The organism is Novosphingobium resinovorum (assembly GCF_001742225.1).
GTDB classification, from domain to species: Bacteria; Pseudomonadota; Alphaproteobacteria; order Sphingomonadales; family Sphingomonadaceae; genus Novosphingobium; species Novosphingobium resinovorum_A.
The window spans coordinates 3,704,397-3,720,682 of record NZ_CP017075.1 but is presented as its reverse complement, the minus strand read 5'-3'; the positions used below and the strand labels follow the sequence as shown (position 1 = coordinate 3,720,682).

Below are 16,286 nucleotides of genomic sequence, written 5' to 3'. Positions count from 1 at the left end.
CGATGATTGCAAAACTTGCAACACCCGGTTCGGGTATTGAAATTGCACTCCCGTTCAACATCCGCTTTTGCTGCAGCGCACAAGATAAACGTCGCCCGAGGCGATCCAGCCTCATCCAGAATCTAAGGATTTTGCCATGTTCAAGACTGTTCTCGCCTCTGCCGCCGTTGCTCTCCTCGCCGTTCCCGCCGTCGCCCAGGCCGACGACAGCCGCGAATTCTCGCACGAAGGCGTCAACTACAACTACACCACTGCCCAGAAGGGCAAGGTTACCGTGATCGACGGCGCGACCTCGGCGGGCATCCCCTTCCGCCTCTACGTCAAGGGCGGCCGCGTGACCGGCACCTACAACAGCCGTTACGTCTCGTTCACGACCGCCGAAGCCGCCAAGCTGCACCTCGGCGAGTAATCGAGCTACCGATCGGGCATACTGATCGCGCGCTCGCGCTTCTTCCGGGCAGTCCTCCTCTCCCAACGCCCGGGTAGCCGCTGAGCGCCGAACCAGGCGCCGTCCCCCTCCGTGCGGGACGGCGCCTTTTTCTTTGCGTTCAGCAGGCCGACAGCTGCGACGGGATACCCCGCCATCATGCAAGACAGCCGTGGCCCGAGCCGATGAGTGGAGCCAAGTTCGCCCTTTTGCTGGTGGTCGGCGGTATCGCCGGCGCGGCCTTCGCCGTCATGACGACCGGCGCGATGCCGCGATTCTCCCAGCCCCAATCGCATCGCTCCGCCACCATGGAAGACAGCTCGCCTGCCCGGCGCTCGTGGCTGGACGAGGGCCTGTCCGCCCTCAATTCTCCCGCCTGGCCCTTCGGTCGGGGCTCCGACGACGCCGGACCGCCGATGCCGCCCGAACCGCAGCAGCACTACGCGCCTTACGGTTACGGCCCGCCGGACGACTATGACGATGGCGCCTGGGAACGTCGCCAATACGGCAGCCATGCTCCCTATCAAGGCGAGGGCTACGCTGCGGAGGGTAGCCAGCCGGCACCAGACCGGTCACCGGCCCAGTCACCGGCAGCCCCTCGTGCAGACGCCGCTGCCGACGCAGCAGCGCGCGCCGCCGATGCAGCTCAGGACGTACTGTCGGCCGAGAACACGCCCTGAGGGACAGAGGCCGACGGAAGGATTTGGATCAGGCCTGATCGTTCGCCGAAAGGCGGCGCAGATTCTTGCGCACGGCGCGGCGATAGTGGTTCACCGTGCGGCGGCACACCGTCTCGGGATCGTGCCCGAACTGCCCGGTCGCCAGCGCCATGCCGACTTCCCAGCCCGCCCAGACCTTTTCGGTGACCATGCGGACCATCTCGTCGCCCGCCAGAGGATCGCCCCAGCCGATGCGGGCGGTGCGCAGCGCGATCACCGATCCGGCCTCGACCCAGAGCTTGCCGGTATCACGCAGCAGAGCTTCTCCGGCGACATCCTGCTTCATCGACACGTCCTTATGCCCCCGCCGCACGCAAGGATTGCGCGCGGTCCGGAGAGCCGGCTGCCAGGCATCGAACATCCTCGGGAATTGCCCGGAGCGCTCGACCGGCGCGCCGGGTTGCGGGCGGCTCCTTAATCGAACTCACCCGCCTTAGGAAACGATTTCATGCCATGCGTCACACCCCGTCACGAAAACGTCACGAAGATTTCGGCTTCGATTACCCATTCTCCCGCCACTTCGCGCCACTTGGCGGCGTAAGTGCCCGAGGCTCCGGGAATTTCCGAACCACCTTGCGTTCCGTACCAGCGTCCGTGCTCCATGGCGATCGGCTCGGCGGAAGAAATGGCCACGCTTTCGGACGTGCGAACATAGACCATCCGCCCGGAATGGCCGAACTCACGCCGCCAGACTTTCACTTGCGCCATCCGGCCCGCGATCACGGCGCTGTCGGTGCCGGTAACCATGACGCAGTCGCGCGCCAGCATTGGCCCGATCGCCGCCGCATCGCCGTCCGCAATGGCCCTGTTGAAGGCGGCTCGGCGGCTGCGGATCGCCAGTTCGCTCACGGCCTCACCGGAGCCGAAGCCTCTTTGCCCACGACGGTCACCCAGCGCCGGACGTTCCAGCGCTCGACCAAGCCCTCGGTCACATAAGGGTCGGCCTCGGCGAAAGCCTCCGCAGCTTCCGGCCCCTCGCCGGCGAACAGCAGCATCGCCGTATCGAGCGGATCCTCGACCGCGCCGCCAAGCAACAGTTCGCCGCGCTCGGCCGCCTGCCATGCGAGGTCCAGATGCGCGGCGCGAAATTCGGCCCGGCGCTCGAGGTAACCGGGCGCGAGGTGATAGATCAGCAGGTAGTGGTTCATCGCCCGACCATGCCCGGCGGCACGACCCGGGGAAACCCCTCAGCCACAGCCTTCCACATAGGCCAGCACCGGCATCTCGCCGACATGGATCAGGCCGACCTTGCCGTCAGACTTGATCTCGAAGCGCAGCGCCCATTCTCCCGGGCGGGCATTGGGAGCGGTCAGGTACTTGGCGGGCGCGGCCTCGTACTTGTGCGGCTCCTCGCGGAAACCGGCGAACCACTTCTTCACGTCGCCCTCGGTCGCGCCGACGCCGATACCCTCGGCCAGCTTGACCGTGGAATTCGCGCCCAGCGTGATGCGGCGCACCTTGCCCTCGGTGACGATGGCATAGACGCCGGGGTAGTCAGGCGAGCTGATCGCCGTGCAACTGTCGCTTTCCTGTGCGCCGCGTGACGCCCAGGAACTGCCCTTGGGCACCGGCTGACCGATCTTCAGGTCACCCAGCCCTTCCAAGCCAAGCACTTTAGGGTCGCTCGCCGGAGCGACGGCGGGCGCAGCCTCCGAAGGCGCGGCCTCGCTGGCCAGAGCCTCCTCGCTCGCGGAAGCGGTTACACTCGGCTCCTCCGGCCCGGACGAGCAGGCGGCGAGGGGCAGCAGGACGAGAGCGGCGAGCGCGGCAATCCGTTTCATGATAGCCGAAACGGATCGCAATCGCTCAGGTTGCCGGGGCGATCGACAAAGATGCCAAGGGTAAGAAAATGCGAGGGTTATTACCCTCGCGCTCCCGGGACTGTCGGCGTCGCACCCTGCAGCATCCTCAGCGCCCGACTTTCTCGATCAGCTTCATTGCCGCAGCAGGCGCCCGCTCCTTCGCGCCATTGATGAAAAAGACAAATGCTTCGCGGCCTTGTCCGGTCCAGTCGCCGACACGCTTTGCCCATGTGTCGAGGTCTTCGTCCGGATAGCCCTGTTCCAGTTCGCTTTGCGCGTTCTGCAGGCGGGCGTAGACGAACGGAGCGCAGTCCGTCGCATCCAGCACTGCATATTTGGGCGAATCGGCCAGCGCCACCGCTACCCCGGCCTTGCGGCACAAGTCGAAGAAGGCCGAATCGTCGAAACTCTCGTGCCTTGCCTCGATCGCGTGGCGCACCGTCAGGCCCTCGTGGCTGGCGGGCAGCAGGGCGAGGAAGGCGGCGATCTCGGCCGCATCGAACTTCTTGGTGGCGGCAAGCTGCCAGTTGATCGGGCCGAGCTTGTCGCCCAGTTCGACCAGCCCCTGCGCCATGAACCGCGCCACGCTCTCGCCCGCCTCGGACAAGTCCTTGCGGTTGGTGCAGTACCGGCTGCCCTTGAGCGCGAAGCGGAAGCCGCCGGGCACCGCGTCGCGCCACTTGGCAAAGCTGGCGGCGCTCTGGCCGCGATAGAAGGTGGCGTTGATCTCGGTGCCGGTCAGGTGCTCGCCGACGTAGGCCAGTTCGCGCGACTGGGTGAGGCCCTTGGGATAGAACAGCCCGCGCCATGGCTCGTAAGTCCAGCCGCCAATGCCGATATGAACACTCATGATTTCTTCCGGGCGAGGCGTTTACGGTTTGCGGTGACCTTGCGGCGGTAATGGCGCACGGCCTTTCCGGCGGTCTTCGGAGATGCACTCGACGTCGCCAGCATCATGCCCACTTCGGCGGCCGCCCTGACCTTTTCCGACACCATCAGTGCATTTTCGCGGTCGCTGCCCTTGCCGGTCATCATATCGCTGGTGCGCATGCCCATGACCATGAGCGATTCCGCCCAGAGCCAGTAGCTGTCGTGGGCGAGCTTCATCCATTCGGTGGTCGGGTTGCGCATGCGTGGCCCTCCTTGAGAACCGGCACCGTAGCACCGGCGCGCGATGCTGCGAAGGCGGCATGCTGCTGGTCAAACGCGCGTCGCGCTGCCAAGGGCGCAAAGGCATCAGGAGAATGGATCATGGCAAGCGACGACGAGGATTATGTCTACGACGAGGACAGCGGCGAATGGCTGCCTGCCTCGGAACTGACGGCGAAGCGCGCGGCGGCCGATGCCGTGGAAGTCCGCGACGCGGTCGGCAATGTGCTCGCCGACGGCGATTCGGTGACGCTGATCAAGGACCTCGACGTCAAGGGCGCAGGCCAGACGCTGAAGCGCGGGACGGTGATCCCCGCGATCCGCCTGACCGGCGATGCGCAGGAGATCGACTGCCGCTATCCCGGCATCAAGGGGCTGGTGCTGCGCGCGGAGTTCGTGCGCAAGCGGTGAACCATGCCCGCGGGCCGACTGCCTTCGCGGATAGGACGACATGACATGAAACGGGCGCGCCCTACCTGAACCCCAGACTGCGCGAGATCGCGGCGGCCTCGTCCCGCACCAACCGGACGAGTTCTTCAAGCCGCCCCGCCGCGCGCGCGCTGGGCGCGGCGGCAACCAGCGCGCCGACGACCCCGCCCGCCGCATCGCGCACCACGCAGGCCGTACCGGTGACGCCCTCGGCCGCCTGATCGACAGTCTGGGCGCACCCTTTCGCGCGGGCCTGCTCGACTGCCAGCGCCAGCGCGGCGGGGTCGATCTCGGTCCCCGGCGCCAGCCGCGTCAGCGTCACGCGCTTGAGGTAGGCATCGACCGCCGAGGGCGAACACATGGACAGGAGCACCCGCCCCGCCGCCGTCGCGTAGAGCGGCCGCCTGTCCCCGATCGAGACCGAATAGCGCACCACGTTGCGGCTCTCCACGAGGTCCACGTACGTGACCATGTCGCCGTCATGGTCGCCCACTGCCAGCAGCACGGTCTCCCCGCTGCGCGCGGCCAGCCGCCGCATCCCGTCGCGCACGAGGTCGGAGCTTTGCAGCCGCCGCCGCGCCTCGGTCAGCGCGCTGCCGAGGCCGAAAGCGCCCGGACCGAGCCGCCAGACGCCATCGGCCGCGACGACGAGATCCTCGTCCGCCAGCCCGCGCAGCAGCGCCGCAAGACTGCTCTTCGGGGTCTTCAGACGGCGGCTGAGATCGGCCAGCGACACCGGCTCGCTGCTGACGCAGAGGGCTTCGAGCAGGCGGATGACCCGGGTGACCGACTGCGGCGACCCGCCCCGGCGCTCGCCGTCCTTCTCCGCATCCTCGATCACGCAAGCCCTCACTGGAAATGCGGGAGCACCTCCCGCGCGAAGAGCCCCGCATAAGCGAGGAAGCGCTCCGCCGGAAGGCCGGGCGGCATCATCATCGTGAATTGCTCGACTGGGGCCTTTTCCAGCAGGCGGTGGAAGTAGGCGACCGCCTCGGACGGGGTCAGGATCTGCAGGATGCCGCTGGCCTTGAAGGCATCGAGGCTCATCGGCTGGATCGTCGGACCGTCCAGGCCAATCGCCCTATCCTCGTTCATCCAGGCGCCGTAGCTGTTGTTGACGTGGTGAAAATGGGGCGCCAGTTCCTCCAGCGCCGCCGCCTTGTCCTCGGCGACGACCAGCATCAGGCCCTGTATCCAGATGCGTGCATCGGCTGGGTCCTTGCCCGCCGCTTCCAGTTTCTCGCGGTAGAGCGGCCAGATCTCGGGATTGCCGAAGTAGCCAAGGCCGTGCCGCGCAACCCGCTCCATCGCCTTGGGCGCGAAGCCGCCGATGTAGAGCGGGATATGCCCCCGGCTTGAGAGCGGCCCGGCCTTGGCGCCGTGAAGAGTGAAGAAGCGGCCTTCGAAGTCTACCGTCTCGCCGGACCAAAGGCGGCGCACGATCTCCAGGAATTCGTCGAACCGGGCGCCGCGCTTGGTGAAATCCAGCCCGTGCGCCGCGTACTCCCGCGCACGATAGCCGATCGCGAGCCCCAGTTGCAGCCGTCCGCCGGACAGACTGTCGAGCACCGCGCAGTCCTGTGCGAACCGCAGCGGCTCGTAGAGAGGGGCAAGCGCGATGCCGGTGCCCAGCCGCATCCGCCGCGTGCGTGCAGCCATCGCGGCGAGCGCCACCAGCGGCGAGGACATGTAGCCGTCCTCGGCGAGATGGTGCTCGGGCACGAAGGCGCCGTCGAAGCCCAACGCTTCGGTTTCCGCGACCACGTCGAGGATTTCGGCGTAGAGCGCTTCGGGCGGACGGCGCCACGGGGCCGGATTGCGGAAATCGTAGAGGTAGCTGAATTCCAGCCTGCCGGTCATGCAGCCTTCTCCCCCCGTCTTGTGATCCGGCTGGAGATTAGAGGCAGCTATCCAAGCGGCAAGGCGCGGGGGCGATGAATGAGCGAACCCGTGAATCCTCCCTGTTGCGAAGCAGTGGGGAGGTGGCAGCCCGTAGGGCTGACGGAGGGGTTTTCCCCCTCCACCACACTCGCTACGCGAGCGGTCCCCCTCCCCATCGCTGCGCGACAGGGAGGATAAGTGTACGCTACTTCACGCGATTACGGCTGCGCGCTGCGCCGACGAGGCTGTCGAGCGCCCGCGCCCGCATGTCGAGTTCGCGCGCCTCGGACTCCGTCAGGCCATCGCGGGAATAGCGCTCGGCCAGCGCATTTGTCTGGCGCGCTTCCTTGCGAAAGGCCTTTGCTTGCGGCCTGGAAAGTTGCCCCGCGTCACGGCCCCTCTCGATATTGCGCCAGGTCTCGCGCAGGTCCGGGCCATACGTGCCGGTTACGGCGGACGGCGTATCCACCCGCGCTCCGGCAGGCTCGTCGGCGACGATCTGCGCCATGACGGTCGCTGGCGACAGGACAAGAAAGGCGAGCGGCAGATAGCGTAGGGTCATCGGCGATCTCCACGCAGGAACTACCGAAGTGTCTGTGCGGGGCCTGAACGCCCGATGAACCGCGCCCTCAGCCCTTATGCGGCCCCAGCAGGATCACCGCCGCCCCGGCAAGGCAGAGCAGCGCGCCGCCCATGTCCCAGCGGTCCGGTCGCACGCCCTCGACCAGCCATAGCCACAGCAGCGCCGAGGTGATGTAGATGCCGCCGTAAGCCGCATAGGCCCGGCCCGCCTGCGAGGTGTCCACCAGCGTCAGCAGCCAGGCGAAGATCACCAGCGAGACGCAGCCCGGCACAAGCCACCAGACCGGCTTGCCCATCCGCAACCAGCCCCAGAACGCGAAGCAGCCACCGATCTCGGCCAGTGCGGCAAGGAGGTAGACGGCGGCGGTCTGGATCACGCCCCCGGTCATGCAGAAAGCAGCGTCGCCTTGACCCCGTCGATCACATACTGCGCCGCCAGCGCCGCCAGCAGCACGCCAAGCAGGCGGGTGATCACCGCCTCCACCTTGTCGCCCAGCACCTTCATCAGCGGCCCGGCAGCAGCAAGCGCGGCGAAGGCGAGCAGCATCACAGCGATCATCGCGCCCAGGATCGTCAGCGTCTGCTCGGTGCCGTGCGCGCGGCTGGTCAGCAGCATCATCGTCGCGATCGAGCCCGGCCCCGCCAGCATCGGCATCGCCATCGGGAAGACGGAGACGTCCTCGATCTCGGGCGTGGCGGCGTTGTGGGCGATGATCTTCTCGGCCCGCTCCTCGCGCCGCTGGGTGCGCTTCTCGAAGACCATGTCGATGGCGATCATGAACAGCATGATGCCGCCCGCGATACGGAAGGCATCGAGTTCGATGTGCAGCGCGTTCAGCAGCGTCTTGCCGAACAGCGCGAAGACCACGAGGATGATCGCCGCGATCACGCAGGCGCGGGTCGCCATGGAGATCGCCTGCGCGCGGCTCGCCCCGGCGGAGAGCCCGGCGTAGATAGGCGCGCAGCCCGGCGGATCGATGACGACGAAGAGCGTGACGAAGGCGCTGAGGAAAAGCTCGTACATTCGCCCTACCCTAACCTTGCGGCGTCACCTTGTCCTCTACGATCGTGTCGAATTGCGTACCATTCCACAGTTGTACGCTGACGGTGCGGGCATCGTTGGCGCTCATGACCGTGACGTGCCAGCGCAAGGTGCCGTCGAGCGAGTTGCCCCCGGTGAAAGTGCGCGCGTCCGCAGGCGGCGTACCCGGCGGCGGCGCATCGGGGCGGCGGCCGCATTTCGCAACCCGCGCGGTGAGCATGTCGGGCTCCGGCAAAGCGCTCGGCAGGGTGTCGCCGTGGTCGAGGACCCAGCGATACTCGCCCTTCTTCTGGCGCTGCCAGATCGTGGTGTACCAGCCGACCGAGCCGTCCGGGCGCTGCCAGGCGCCCTTGGTTACGCCCAGCGTGCCGTCGCAGCTCATCCAGACCTGATGCGGCTCCCACTGCACGGGAGCGGCGGGATCGGCCTGCTTCTTCAGCCAGTCCTGCGCCTGCACTTCCTGCGGCACGAACATAATCGCGGTATCGTCCGCGAATTCGCGGAACGCCTTCCACTGACCCTTCTCGCGCGCGAGCCGGGCGAAGGCGATCTCCTCGGCAACGAGGGCGCTGGGGTTGGCCGTTCCCGTACCGGGCGGGAGGCGGCGCTTGGGCCGCGCATCGGTCTGGGCTGACGCAGCGAAAACCGCTACCAGCGCCAGACCGAGCGCGATCCGCTTCAAAGGGCAGTCTCGTCGAAGGCGAGCCCGGCATTGCGGTGCGCGGCGACGATGGTGTTGCGCAGCAGTACCGCGATGGTCATCGGCCCGACCCCGCCCGGAACCGGCGTGATCGCTCCCGCGACTTCGGCGGCCGAGGCGAAATCGACGTCGCCGACGAGCTTCGTCTTGCCTTCCTCGGCGCCGGGAACGCGGTTGATGCCCACGTCGATCACAGTCGCGCCGGGCTTGAGCCAGTCGCCCTTGACCATCTCGGGACGGCCGACCGCCGCCACCACGATGTCGGCGCGGCGCACCACCTCGGGCAGATCCTTGGTGCGGCTATGCGCGACAGTGACAGTGCAGCTTTCCGCGATCAGCAGCTGCGCCATCGGCTTGCCGACGATGTTGGAGCGCCCGATCACCACCGCGTCGAGACCCGAGAGCGAACCCAGCCGGTCCTTCAGCAGCATCACGCAGCCCAGCGGCGTGCAGGGCACGAAGCCCGGCAGGCCGGTCGCCAGACGGCCAACGTTGACGACGTGGAAGCCGTCGACGTCCTTGTCCGGGTTGATCGTGGCGATGACCTTCTGCTCGTTCATGTGCGCGGGCAGCGGCAGCTGGACGAGGATGCCGTCCACCGCCGGGTCATTGTTGAGCTGCTCGACCACGGCCAGCAGATCCGCTTCGGACGTGTCTGCGGGCAGCTTGTGCTCGAAGCTGTTCATGCCCGCCGCGAGCGTCTGCTTGCCCTTGTTGCGCACGTAGACCTGGCTGGCCGGGTCCTCGCCCACCAGCACCACGGCGAGGCCCGCCTTGCGGCCGCTCTTCGCCTCGAAGCCCACCGCAGCGGTGCCGACGCGGGCGCGCAGGCCCTCGGCGAAAGCCTTTCCGTCGATGACCTGGCTCATCAGTAACCCGCCATGGCAAGGTTGCCGAAGATGATCTGCAGGATCTTGAGACCGATGATCAGCACCATCGGCGAGAAGTCGATCGCGCCGGTGTTGGGCATGATCTTGCGGATCGGCCGCAGCAGCGGCTCGAGGATCGCGTTCAGCGCGGTATAGACCGCCGACACGAACTGGTTGTGCATGTTGACCACGTTGAACGCGATCAGCAGCCCGAGCACGAACTGCACGATCACCACGAAGACGATGATGTCGATCAGGTAGCTGACGATCTGGAAAATGGTGAGGAACAGCAAGGCCGGCTCCTAGAATGACGTTGGGACAGCACGTTCGCACATGCGGCATGGTTCTGCGCGCGCTGATAGCCGAGCGGGTGGCCGGTGGGCAAGGGTCGTAAGCGGTTAAAGCCCACCCCTGCCCCCTCCCGCAAGCGGGAGGGGAATGAGAGCCCGTGTTCTGCTCTCCCGCTCATCCTGAGCCCGTCGAAGGAGGGAGGGCCGGAAGGCTTGGCCGCGCAGCGGCTTAGCCGGACGGGGTGGGCAATATTACTGCGTAAGCGTCGAAGTCCGCTCGATCCGCCAGTTGAGCTGGCTGCCGCTGGCGCCCGGCACGTCGTTCACGCGGCGCAGAACGATGGTCCCGCGCTTCGAGGTGCGCCCGTCGCCGAAGTCCACGACGATCGGCGCCTCGTAATAGAGCGAGCCCGCCGCGCCTTCCATGTCGCCCTTGCCGACCGCGAGGCGAGGCTTGGCACCGCCGAATTCGCCCTGCAGCTTTTGCGCCGTCATCTCGGCATCGAGGCTCCAGGCCTGAGCCGCGGCGTTCCAGTCGCCGATGCGCACGGCACTGACGTAGTAGCGCAGCAGTCGTTCGGGATCGCGGCGCTCGGTCAGGGCGGCGGTGTCGAGGGTGCTTGCGGCAGGCGCGGCCACGGACGTCGCGCCGTCCACCGGACCGACATCGACCACGGCATCGCCGGCATCCGCCGCCGCACTTGCGCTGTCGAGCACGGCCGGGTCCTCTCCCGCCTTACCGCAGGCGGCAAGGGCCAGCAACGAGCCGGAGAGCAGGACGGCGAGTGCAGCTTTGGTGCGCATGTGCTTCGAGACGCCTTTCAGTTCCTTGATCCCCCTCGCAAGGGTAGTTCAGCCCGCCCGGATGAGCGTACCTGCACCTTCCTGCGTGAATATTTCCAGCAACATGGCATGCGAAACCCGTCCGTCAAGGACGACGGCCGCCTCGCAACCCGCCTCGACCGCGTGAATGCAGGTCTCCAGCTTGGGGATCATGCCGCCCGAGATGGTGCCGTCTTCCTTCAGGCCCGCGATCGCGGCGGGGGTCAGGTCGGTCAGCAGTTCGCCCTGCTTGTCGAGCACGCCGGGCACGTCGGTCAGCAGGAACAGGCGCGATGCACCCAGCGCCGCGGCGATGGCGCCCGCCATCGTGTCGGCGTTGACGTTGTAGGTGCCGCCGTCCGGTCCGGCCGCGATCGGGGCGATGACCGGGATCATCCCCGCGCCCGAGATCGTCTCGATCACGCGGGTGTCGATGTGTTCGGGCTCGCCCACGAAGCCGAGATCGACCACCTGCTCGATCAGGCTGTCGGGGTCCTTGCGGGTGCGCGAGACCTTGCGCGCGGTGACCATGCCGCCGTCCTTGCCGGAGACGCCCATGGCCTTGCCGCCGGCCTTGGCGATCCAGCCGACGATTTCCTTGTTGATCGCGCCTGACAGCACCATCTCGGCCACTTCGGCGGTCGCCTTGTCGGTAATGCGCAGGCCATCGACGAACTGGCTCTCGACGCCGACCTTCTTGAGCATCGCGCCGATCTGCGGCCCGCCGCCGTGCACGACGACGACGTTGATGCCCACCGCCTTCAGCAGCACCACGTCCTCGGCGAAGTCCACCGCCTTTTCGGGATCGCCCATGGCGTGGCCGCCGTATTTGACCACGAACGTGCGCCCCGCATATCGCTGCATGTAGGGCAGCGCATCGACGAGGGTTTCGGCCTTGGCCAGCAGGGCGGGGTGGTGCGGATTCGACATGAGGGCGCTAATACGCCCCCACGCGCAATTTTGAACCCGCTTAACGTGATTTTTTCGGCGTAATCGTGCCGTTTATCGGCTCAGGAATCCAGTTTCCTGCCCAGCTTCACGAAGAACCAGATGAACGGCGGCACCATGATCGTCGAGAGCACCAGCTTCGAGATGATCTGGCCCTCCATGATCTGCACGATCGGCAGGCCGGTTCCGACGAAGGAAATGGTGATGAACAGCACCGTGTCGATCACCTGCGAGAGCATCGAGGCGATCCACGCGCGCACCAGCAACAGCTTGCCGCCAGCTTGCGACAGCTTCGAGAAGATCAGGACGTTCAGCGTCTGCGACACGCCGTAGGAGATCAGCCCGGCGAACTGCATCCGCGCGCCCTGCCCCAGCAGGCGAGCATAGGCCTCCTGGTCGCCCCAGAACGCAGCCGGCGGGACCACGTGGATCACGAAGGTCAGCAGCAGCATCGAGACGATCAGCGGGATGAACCCGAAGCGCACCAGCTTGTTGGCGGTGTCCGGTCCGTGCAGTTCGGCGATGGCGCTGGAGAGCACCACCAGCAACAGGAACGCGAAGATCCCCGATTCGACCGCGAGGTCGCCCAGCACCGGCCAGTGGCCAAGCGAAGCCAGCTTGGTCCCCAGCACTCCCGCCAGCACGACGAGGCCGCCGTAGAGCAGCGAGAAGACGAAAAGCGAGCGGGTGATGATGGGCGCAGGCGCAGTGACGGGTCGATCCATCGCCTCCCTGTAACGGGCAAAGCGGCGTTGGACTAGGGTTCGGTGGAGAAAATGCGAGCCCCATCGCATCCTCCCTGTCGCGAAGCGATGGGGAGGTGGCAGGCGCGCAGCGACTGACGGAGGGGCTTTCCGACCCCTCCACCACCGACTGCGTCGGCTGTCCCCCTCCCCATCGCTGCGCAACGGGGAGGATGCGGCGGGGTCATCGCTATCGTCTAGCCGCCGTGCTAGCCGCCTCGCCATGACCGAAGACGAAGACAATGCCCTCACCCGCCCCCAGCGCCGCCTGCTGCGCCGCCTCTACAACGGCCGCACCGAGCCTGTCGTCGCGGATGACAAGCCGTTCCTGACTTACAAGGAGGCCAGTAGATACCTCCTGTCGCTGGACGCCGAAGCGCGCGAGGCGGCCTATCTGGAGATGAAGCGACAGGCCGGGTAGCTTTCCTACAAGGGCGCCGCCGCGTACTATTCCCGTCGCCCGTCCCCCGGCCACAAGGTTACACCCGATGCCCTGCAAGGTGACACATCGCTGCCCCAAGGTGACACTTTTCACGCACAAGGTGACACCCGCACTCACGCATTTGCGCCAATCACGCTCCTGCCCCGTCGCAAAGTGACACCTTCTTCGCCCTGGACAGTGTAAACCGTGTAAACCTGTCACCTTGCGGGACACCTGCCGCGAAACCCTCTAGCCCTGCGTCCCTCGCGCCTCTAGGGTCGGCGGCTGTTTCCCCCCTTCCTCTCCCGGAGCCAAGCGCCTCGATGCATGTCGCCTACAGCCTGATCGGCATCGTTCTCATCATGGCGGCAGCCTTCCTGCTCTCGACCGACCGCAAGGCGATCCGCCCGCGCGTCGTCTGCGCGGCCTTCGCGCTGCAGGCGGGCCTTGCCGCGCTGGTGCTCTACGTGCCGTTCGGCAACCGCATGCTGCGCGGCGCCGCCTCGGGCGTCGAGGGGCTGCTGAGCTACGCGCATGAAGGCGTGACCTTCCTGTTCGGCCCGCTCGCCTCGCCGGAAATCGGCGGCACCAGCTTCGCCATCGCGGCGCTGCCGGTGATCATCTTCTTCGCCTCGCTGATCTCCATCCTCTACTATCTGAAGATCATGCCGCTGGTGGTGCGCTGGCTGGGCGGCGCGCTGGAGAAGGTGACCGGGATCAGCAAGGTCGAAAGCCTTTGCGCGGCCTCCAACATCTTCGTGGGCCAGAGCGAAGCGCCGCTGGTGATCCGCCCCTACCTCGCCTCGCTCAACCCCTCGCAGCTGTTCTGCGTGATGACGGTGGGCCTGGCGGGCGTGGCGGGCACGATCCTGGCCGCCTATGCCTCGATGGGCATCCGCATCGACTACCTCGTCGCCGCCGCCTTCATGTCGGCACCGGGCGGCATCTTCATGGCCAAGATGATCATGCCCGATCCGCGGCCCGGCACCGTGTCGGACGCCGAGGTCCATGAGAGCACCCTGCCGCCTGCCGGTGCCGCCGCCGCCGCGATGAACCGCGCCGACGTCACGCACCTCCCCGGCGTCCACGTCGACGAGCCCGAAGCCGTCGAGCACGAGGAGGAAAAGCCCGCCAACATCATCATGGCCGCATCGCAGGGCGCGCAGACCGGCGTGAAGCTGGCGGTCGCGGTGGGCGCGATGGTTCTCGCATTCGTGGCGCTGATCGCGCTCGCCAACGGCTTCGTCGGCTGGGCAGCGGGGCTCTTCGGCTTCCAGGGGGTGACGTTCCAGTCGCTGCTGGGCTACGTCTTCGCGCCGATCTTCTACCTGCTGGCGACCCCCGACTGGACCGAGGCGCTGCACGCAGGCGGCCTGTTCGGCACCAAGATCGTGCTCAACGAATTCGTCTCGTTCATCGAACTGGGCAAGGACGGCCTGCTTTCGCCCCGCACGGTAGCGGTGGTGACGTTCGCGCTGTGCGGCTTCGCCAACTTCTCCTCGATCGCGATCCAGATGGCGGTGACCGGCGGCCTCGCCCCCAACCAGCGCCCGATCATCGCGAAGCTGGGCATCCGCGCGCTGGCGGCGGGCAGCCTGTCGAACCTGATGAGCGCAGCGCTGGCGGGGCTGTTCCTCACCGTCGCCTGAAGCTGGTCCGTCCCGGCGATGTTGCCCCGGGGAAACTGGACACCGCCCTGAGGCTTGGGTCTTCTTTCCCCTTGAGAGGACCAGAGCATGACCGACCGATTCCGCGAGACTTACGGCCCCACCGCGCTGGTGACGGGCGCTTCCTCAGGGATCGGCCTCGCCTTCGCCGAGGAACTAGCCGACCGGGGCTTCCACCTCGTCCTCACCGCGCGCCGGACCGACCGGCTCGACGCGCTGGCGGAGCGGCTGGCGTCCTCGCACGGCACCCGGACCACCGTGCTCGGTGCGGACCTCGGTGACCCGGCGACTCCCGCGCGGATACTCGAGGCGACCGAGGGCACCGACATCGGCCTCGTCGTCAGCAATGCCGGCTTCAACATCAAGGGCTCGTTCGAGGCGCAGGACCCGGCCGCGATGGCGCGGATGCTCACCGTCAACTGCCACGCGCCGATGCAGCTGGCCCACGGACTGATCCCCCGCCTCAAGGCACGGGCGAGCGGAGGTCTGATCTTCACCGCCTCGGTCGAGGGCCTGATCGGCTGCCCGCACTCGGCCGCATACTCCGCCACCAAGGCACTGGTCGTGGCGCTGGGCGAGGCGCTCTGGGGAGAGATGCAGGGCACCGGCGTGGACGTGCTGACGCTCTGCCCGGGTGCTACCGAAACCGAGGCGACCGCCGGGATGGAGGGCATCGCCAACCTGCAAAGCCCGGCCGAAGTCGCGCGCCTAGCCCTCGACAACGTGCGCGAGGGACCGACCTTCGTGCCGCACGCGCATTACCGCACCATGTTCGATGCGCTCCGCGCCCGTCCCCGCCGCGAGGCACTGGCGGGCATGGCGGAAGGGATGCGAAAGCGCCTCGGCTGAACCGCCTCAGACGGAACCCCGGCGCATCAGTTCCACCGCGGACAGCACGATCCCCGCGAGGATCAGCGCCATGCCGAGAAAGTGGTAGCCCTCCAGCCGCTCGCCCAGCAGCAGCGCGGAGAGCAGTGCACCGAACAGCGGCATCAGCGTGATCGCCTGCCCCGCCCGCGCAGCGCCCAATTGCACGGTCGCGGCGTTGTAGATGAAGTAGGCCAGCACCGACGGGAAAATGCCAACGTAGAGGAAGGCCGCGAGCACCTTTGGACTCCAGGCGACGACCAGCCCCCGCGCCGCTTCCGATGCTGCCAGCGGCGCCATGACCACCGCGCCGATCACGAACACCAGCAGCAGGAAGCTCGCCGGCGCGATCGGCGGCCGCTTGCGCAGGAGCACGGTGTAGAGCCCCCATACCACGACGCCGCACAGCACCAGCGCATCGCCGATGCCAAGCCGCAATGTCGCCAGCGCGGATACGTCCCCCCGGAACACGATGGCGACGACGCCGATGGTGGACAGTGCGACGCCCGCCTGGTGCAGCACCCCCGCCCGCGTTCCGAAGATCATGCGATCGAGCACCAGTACCAGAGCCGGAATCGACGCCTGCAGCAGCAGGGCATTGGCCGCGCTCGTATGATGTAGCCCGGAGTAGACGAACGAATTGAAGCAGACGATGCCGAGGAATCCCAGCGCCGCGATCCAGCGCCATCCCGCGACTATCGCCGCGCGCTCCGCCCAGGCCTGCCGCGCCGCGAACGGCAGCAGGATCAGCACCGCGATGAGCCAGCGCCCGAACGCGAGCGTGAACGGCGGAATGTCGTCCCGCACCGCGCGGCCGGTGATCGAATTGCCAGCCCAGAACAGCATCACAAGGCCGAGCAGCAGAAAGGCCCGGGTGTGAGAGGGAGACTTGGACACGACTGCTCCATTCGTCGTCCCGGACTTGATC

General features: G+C 67.1%; 24 protein-coding genes. 6 read left to right on the top strand and 18 right to left on the bottom strand.

From position 1 onward, the window contains the following. Positions 1 to 136 precede the first annotated feature (136 nt). Both BES08_RS17425 and BES08_RS17420 read left to right on the top strand, forming a co-directional pair. Entirely contained in the window at positions 137 to 409 is a 273-nt protein-coding gene (locus tag BES08_RS17425; RefSeq protein WP_036529531.1) for a hypothetical protein, read from the top strand. A 203-nt stretch (positions 410 to 612) separates the two neighbouring features. Continuing rightward, positions 613 to 1,107, top strand: coding sequence for a hypothetical protein (locus BES08_RS17420; RefSeq protein ID WP_069709056.1), 495 nt, complete (start codon positions 613 to 615; stop codon positions 1,105 to 1,107). 28 nt (positions 1,108 to 1,135) lie between these two features. Here BES08_RS17420 and BES08_RS17415 read toward each other — a convergent pair whose 3' ends face one another. The 6 genes from BES08_RS17415 to BES08_RS17390 form a co-directional block, all read right to left on the bottom strand. Then, positions 1,136 to 1,432, bottom strand: coding sequence for a hypothetical protein (locus tag BES08_RS17415; RefSeq protein ID WP_036529573.1), 297 nt, complete (start codon positions 1,430 to 1,432; stop codon positions 1,136 to 1,138). Between the two features lie 182 nt (positions 1,433 to 1,614). Continuing rightward, on the bottom strand, positions 1,615 to 1,995 hold the full coding sequence (locus BES08_RS17410) for a DUF4440 domain-containing protein (protein ID WP_156799898.1): 381 nt from the start codon (positions 1,993 to 1,995) through the stop codon (positions 1,615 to 1,617). After that, the gene (locus BES08_RS17405; protein ID WP_008829359.1) at positions 1,992 to 2,294 is read right to left on the bottom strand and encodes a YciI-like protein; all 303 of its coding nucleotides are present in this window, start codon (positions 2,292 to 2,294) and stop codon (positions 1,992 to 1,994) included. The genes BES08_RS17410 and BES08_RS17405 overlap by 4 nt, the downstream gene beginning before the upstream one ends. Before the next feature lie 39 nt (positions 2,295 to 2,333). Beyond that, on the bottom strand, positions 2,334 to 2,927 hold the full coding sequence (locus tag BES08_RS17400) for a hypothetical protein (RefSeq protein ID WP_069709055.1): 594 nt from the start codon (positions 2,925 to 2,927) through the stop codon (positions 2,334 to 2,336). A gap of 127 nt (positions 2,928 to 3,054) precedes the next feature. Beyond that, a complete protein-coding gene (locus tag BES08_RS17395; RefSeq protein WP_069709054.1) occupies positions 3,055 to 3,798 on the bottom strand; it encodes a DUF72 domain-containing protein in 744 nt (247 codons plus the stop codon). Next, positions 3,795 to 4,079: a hypothetical protein gene (locus BES08_RS17390; protein ID WP_069709053.1), complete on the bottom strand. Its 285-nt coding sequence runs from the start codon at positions 4,077 to 4,079 to the stop codon at positions 3,795 to 3,797. Before BES08_RS17390 ends, BES08_RS17395 begins: the two co-directional genes overlap by 4 nt. Before the next feature lie 120 nt (positions 4,080 to 4,199). On the opposite strand from BES08_RS17390, the gene BES08_RS17385 reads away from it, so the two are divergent. Beyond that, positions 4,200 to 4,508, top strand: a complete 309-nt coding sequence (locus tag BES08_RS17385) for an alkylphosphonate utilization protein (RefSeq protein ID WP_008829355.1) — start codon at positions 4,200 to 4,202, stop codon at positions 4,506 to 4,508. A gap of 61 nt (positions 4,509 to 4,569) precedes the next feature. Here BES08_RS17385 and BES08_RS17380 read toward each other — a convergent pair whose 3' ends face one another. From BES08_RS17380 to BES08_RS17330, 11 genes are all read right to left on the bottom strand, one after another. Next, positions 4,570 to 5,367, bottom strand: a complete 798-nt coding sequence (locus BES08_RS17380; protein WP_069709052.1) for an IclR family transcriptional regulator — start codon at positions 5,365 to 5,367, stop codon at positions 4,570 to 4,572. 8 nt (positions 5,368 to 5,375) lie between these two features. Continuing rightward, positions 5,376 to 6,386, bottom strand: a complete 1,011-nt coding sequence (locus BES08_RS17375) for an LLM class flavin-dependent oxidoreductase (RefSeq protein WP_069709051.1) — start codon at positions 6,384 to 6,386, stop codon at positions 5,376 to 5,378. Between the two features lie 226 nt (positions 6,387 to 6,612). Further along, a complete protein-coding gene (locus BES08_RS17370; protein ID WP_069709050.1) occupies positions 6,613 to 6,969 on the bottom strand; it encodes a hypothetical protein in 357 nt (118 codons plus the stop codon). 67 nt (positions 6,970 to 7,036) lie between these two features. Continuing rightward, a complete protein-coding gene (locus BES08_RS17365; RefSeq protein WP_008829352.1) occupies positions 7,037 to 7,378 on the bottom strand; it encodes a YnfA family protein in 342 nt (113 codons plus the stop codon). Next, positions 7,375 to 8,013: a MarC family protein gene (locus BES08_RS17360; protein WP_008829351.1), complete on the bottom strand. Its 639-nt coding sequence runs from the start codon at positions 8,011 to 8,013 to the stop codon at positions 7,375 to 7,377. The genes BES08_RS17365 and BES08_RS17360 overlap by 4 nt, the downstream gene beginning before the upstream one ends. Before the next feature lie 10 nt (positions 8,014 to 8,023). Continuing rightward, positions 8,024 to 8,713, bottom strand: a complete 690-nt coding sequence (locus tag BES08_RS17355; protein ID WP_231958078.1) for a Cif family virulence factor — start codon at positions 8,711 to 8,713, stop codon at positions 8,024 to 8,026. Beyond that, positions 8,710 to 9,600: a bifunctional methylenetetrahydrofolate dehydrogenase/methenyltetrahydrofolate cyclohydrolase FolD gene (gene folD, locus BES08_RS17350; protein ID WP_008832921.1), complete on the bottom strand. Its 891-nt coding sequence runs from the start codon at positions 9,598 to 9,600 to the stop codon at positions 8,710 to 8,712. The genes BES08_RS17355 and folD overlap by 4 nt, the downstream gene beginning before the upstream one ends. Continuing rightward, positions 9,600 to 9,893, bottom strand: a complete 294-nt coding sequence (locus BES08_RS17345) for a YggT family protein (RefSeq protein ID WP_008832920.1) — start codon at positions 9,891 to 9,893, stop codon at positions 9,600 to 9,602. Before BES08_RS17345 ends, folD begins: the two co-directional genes overlap by 1 nt. 249 nt (positions 9,894 to 10,142) lie before the next feature. Continuing rightward, entirely contained in the window at positions 10,143 to 10,694 is a 552-nt protein-coding gene (locus BES08_RS17340) for a hypothetical protein (protein ID WP_008832919.1), read from the bottom strand. Between the two features lie 48 nt (positions 10,695 to 10,742). Beyond that, entirely contained in the window at positions 10,743 to 11,642 is a 900-nt protein-coding gene (gene argB / locus BES08_RS17335; RefSeq protein ID WP_008832918.1) for an acetylglutamate kinase, read from the bottom strand. 80 nt (positions 11,643 to 11,722) lie between these two features. Further along, positions 11,723 to 12,385 carry a queuosine precursor transporter gene (locus tag BES08_RS17330; RefSeq protein ID WP_008832917.1) on the bottom strand — a complete coding sequence of 221 codons (663 nt, stop codon included), beginning with the start codon at positions 12,383 to 12,385 and terminating at the stop codon, positions 11,723 to 11,725. Positions 12,386 to 12,626: 241 nt separating this feature from the next. Between BES08_RS17330 and BES08_RS17325 the strand changes: the two genes are divergently transcribed. The 3 genes from BES08_RS17325 to BES08_RS17315 all read left to right on the top strand — a co-directional run bounded on the left by BES08_RS17325 (position 12,627) and on the right by BES08_RS17315 (position 15,340). Further along, positions 12,627 to 12,824, top strand: coding sequence for a hypothetical protein (locus BES08_RS17325; RefSeq protein WP_069709049.1), 198 nt, complete (start codon positions 12,627 to 12,629; stop codon positions 12,822 to 12,824). Positions 12,825 to 13,147: 323 nt separating this feature from the next. Beyond that, positions 13,148 to 14,473, top strand: a complete 1,326-nt coding sequence (locus BES08_RS17320; protein ID WP_069709048.1) for a NupC/NupG family nucleoside CNT transporter — start codon at positions 13,148 to 13,150, stop codon at positions 14,471 to 14,473. An 87-nt stretch (positions 14,474 to 14,560) separates the two neighbouring features. Next, a complete protein-coding gene (locus tag BES08_RS17315) occupies positions 14,561 to 15,340 on the top strand; it encodes an SDR family NAD(P)-dependent oxidoreductase (protein WP_069709047.1) in 780 nt (259 codons plus the stop codon). Positions 15,341 to 15,346: 6 nt separating this feature from the next. Here the strand turns inward: BES08_RS17315 and BES08_RS17310 are convergent, their stop codons facing one another. Next, a complete protein-coding gene (locus tag BES08_RS17310) occupies positions 15,347 to 16,255 on the bottom strand; it encodes a DMT family transporter (RefSeq protein ID WP_083274724.1) in 909 nt (302 codons plus the stop codon). Positions 16,256 to 16,286 lie beyond the last annotated feature (31 nt).

What these genes read in the sequence shown, in the direction of transcription:
- BES08_RS17425 (WP_036529531.1), top strand. Translation starts at nt 137, where the DNA reads ATGTTCAAGACTGTTCTCGCCTCTGCCGCCGTTGCTCTCCTCGCCGTT.
- BES08_RS17420 (WP_069709056.1), top strand. Translation starts at nt 613, where the DNA reads ATGAGTGGAGCCAAGTTCGCCCTTTTGCTGGTGGTCGGCGGTATCGCC.
- BES08_RS17415 (WP_036529573.1), bottom strand. Translation starts at nt 1,432, where the DNA reads ATGAAGCAGGATGTCGCCGGAGAAGCTCTGCTGCGTGATACCGGCAAG.
- BES08_RS17405 (WP_008829359.1), bottom strand. Translation starts at nt 2,294, where the DNA reads ATGAACCACTACCTGCTGATCTATCACCTCGCGCCCGGTTACCTCGAG.
- BES08_RS17400 (WP_069709055.1), bottom strand. Translation starts at nt 2,927, where the DNA reads ATGAAACGGATTGCCGCGCTCGCCGCTCTCGTCCTGCTGCCCCTCGCC.
- BES08_RS17395 (WP_069709054.1), bottom strand. Translation starts at nt 3,798, where the DNA reads ATGAGTGTTCATATCGGCATTGGCGGCTGGACTTACGAGCCATGGCGC.
- BES08_RS17390 (WP_069709053.1), bottom strand. Translation starts at nt 4,079, where the DNA reads ATGCGCAACCCGACCACCGAATGGATGAAGCTCGCCCACGACAGCTAC.
- BES08_RS17385 (WP_008829355.1), top strand. Translation starts at nt 4,200, where the DNA reads ATGGCAAGCGACGACGAGGATTATGTCTACGACGAGGACAGCGGCGAA.
- BES08_RS17375 (WP_069709051.1), bottom strand. Translation starts at nt 6,386, where the DNA reads ATGACCGGCAGGCTGGAATTCAGCTACCTCTACGATTTCCGCAATCCG.
- BES08_RS17370 (WP_069709050.1), bottom strand. Translation starts at nt 6,969, where the DNA reads ATGACCCTACGCTATCTGCCGCTCGCCTTTCTTGTCCTGTCGCCAGCG.
- BES08_RS17365 (WP_008829352.1), bottom strand. Translation starts at nt 7,378, where the DNA reads ATGACCGGGGGCGTGATCCAGACCGCCGCCGTCTACCTCCTTGCCGCA.
- BES08_RS17360 (WP_008829351.1), bottom strand. Translation starts at nt 8,013, where the DNA reads ATGTACGAGCTTTTCCTCAGCGCCTTCGTCACGCTCTTCGTCGTCATC.
- folD (WP_008832921.1), bottom strand. Translation starts at nt 9,600, where the DNA reads ATGAGCCAGGTCATCGACGGAAAGGCTTTCGCCGAGGGCCTGCGCGCC.
- BES08_RS17340 (WP_008832919.1), bottom strand. Translation starts at nt 10,694, where the DNA reads ATGCGCACCAAAGCTGCACTCGCCGTCCTGCTCTCCGGCTCGTTGCTG.
- argB (WP_008832918.1), bottom strand. Translation starts at nt 11,642, where the DNA reads ATGTCGAATCCGCACCACCCCGCCCTGCTGGCCAAGGCCGAAACCCTC.
- BES08_RS17330 (WP_008832917.1), bottom strand. Translation starts at nt 12,385, where the DNA reads ATGGATCGACCCGTCACTGCGCCTGCGCCCATCATCACCCGCTCGCTT.
- BES08_RS17325 (WP_069709049.1), top strand. Translation starts at nt 12,627, where the DNA reads ATGACCGAAGACGAAGACAATGCCCTCACCCGCCCCCAGCGCCGCCTG.
- BES08_RS17320 (WP_069709048.1), top strand. Translation starts at nt 13,148, where the DNA reads ATGCATGTCGCCTACAGCCTGATCGGCATCGTTCTCATCATGGCGGCA.
- BES08_RS17315 (WP_069709047.1), top strand. Translation starts at nt 14,561, where the DNA reads ATGACCGACCGATTCCGCGAGACTTACGGCCCCACCGCGCTGGTGACG.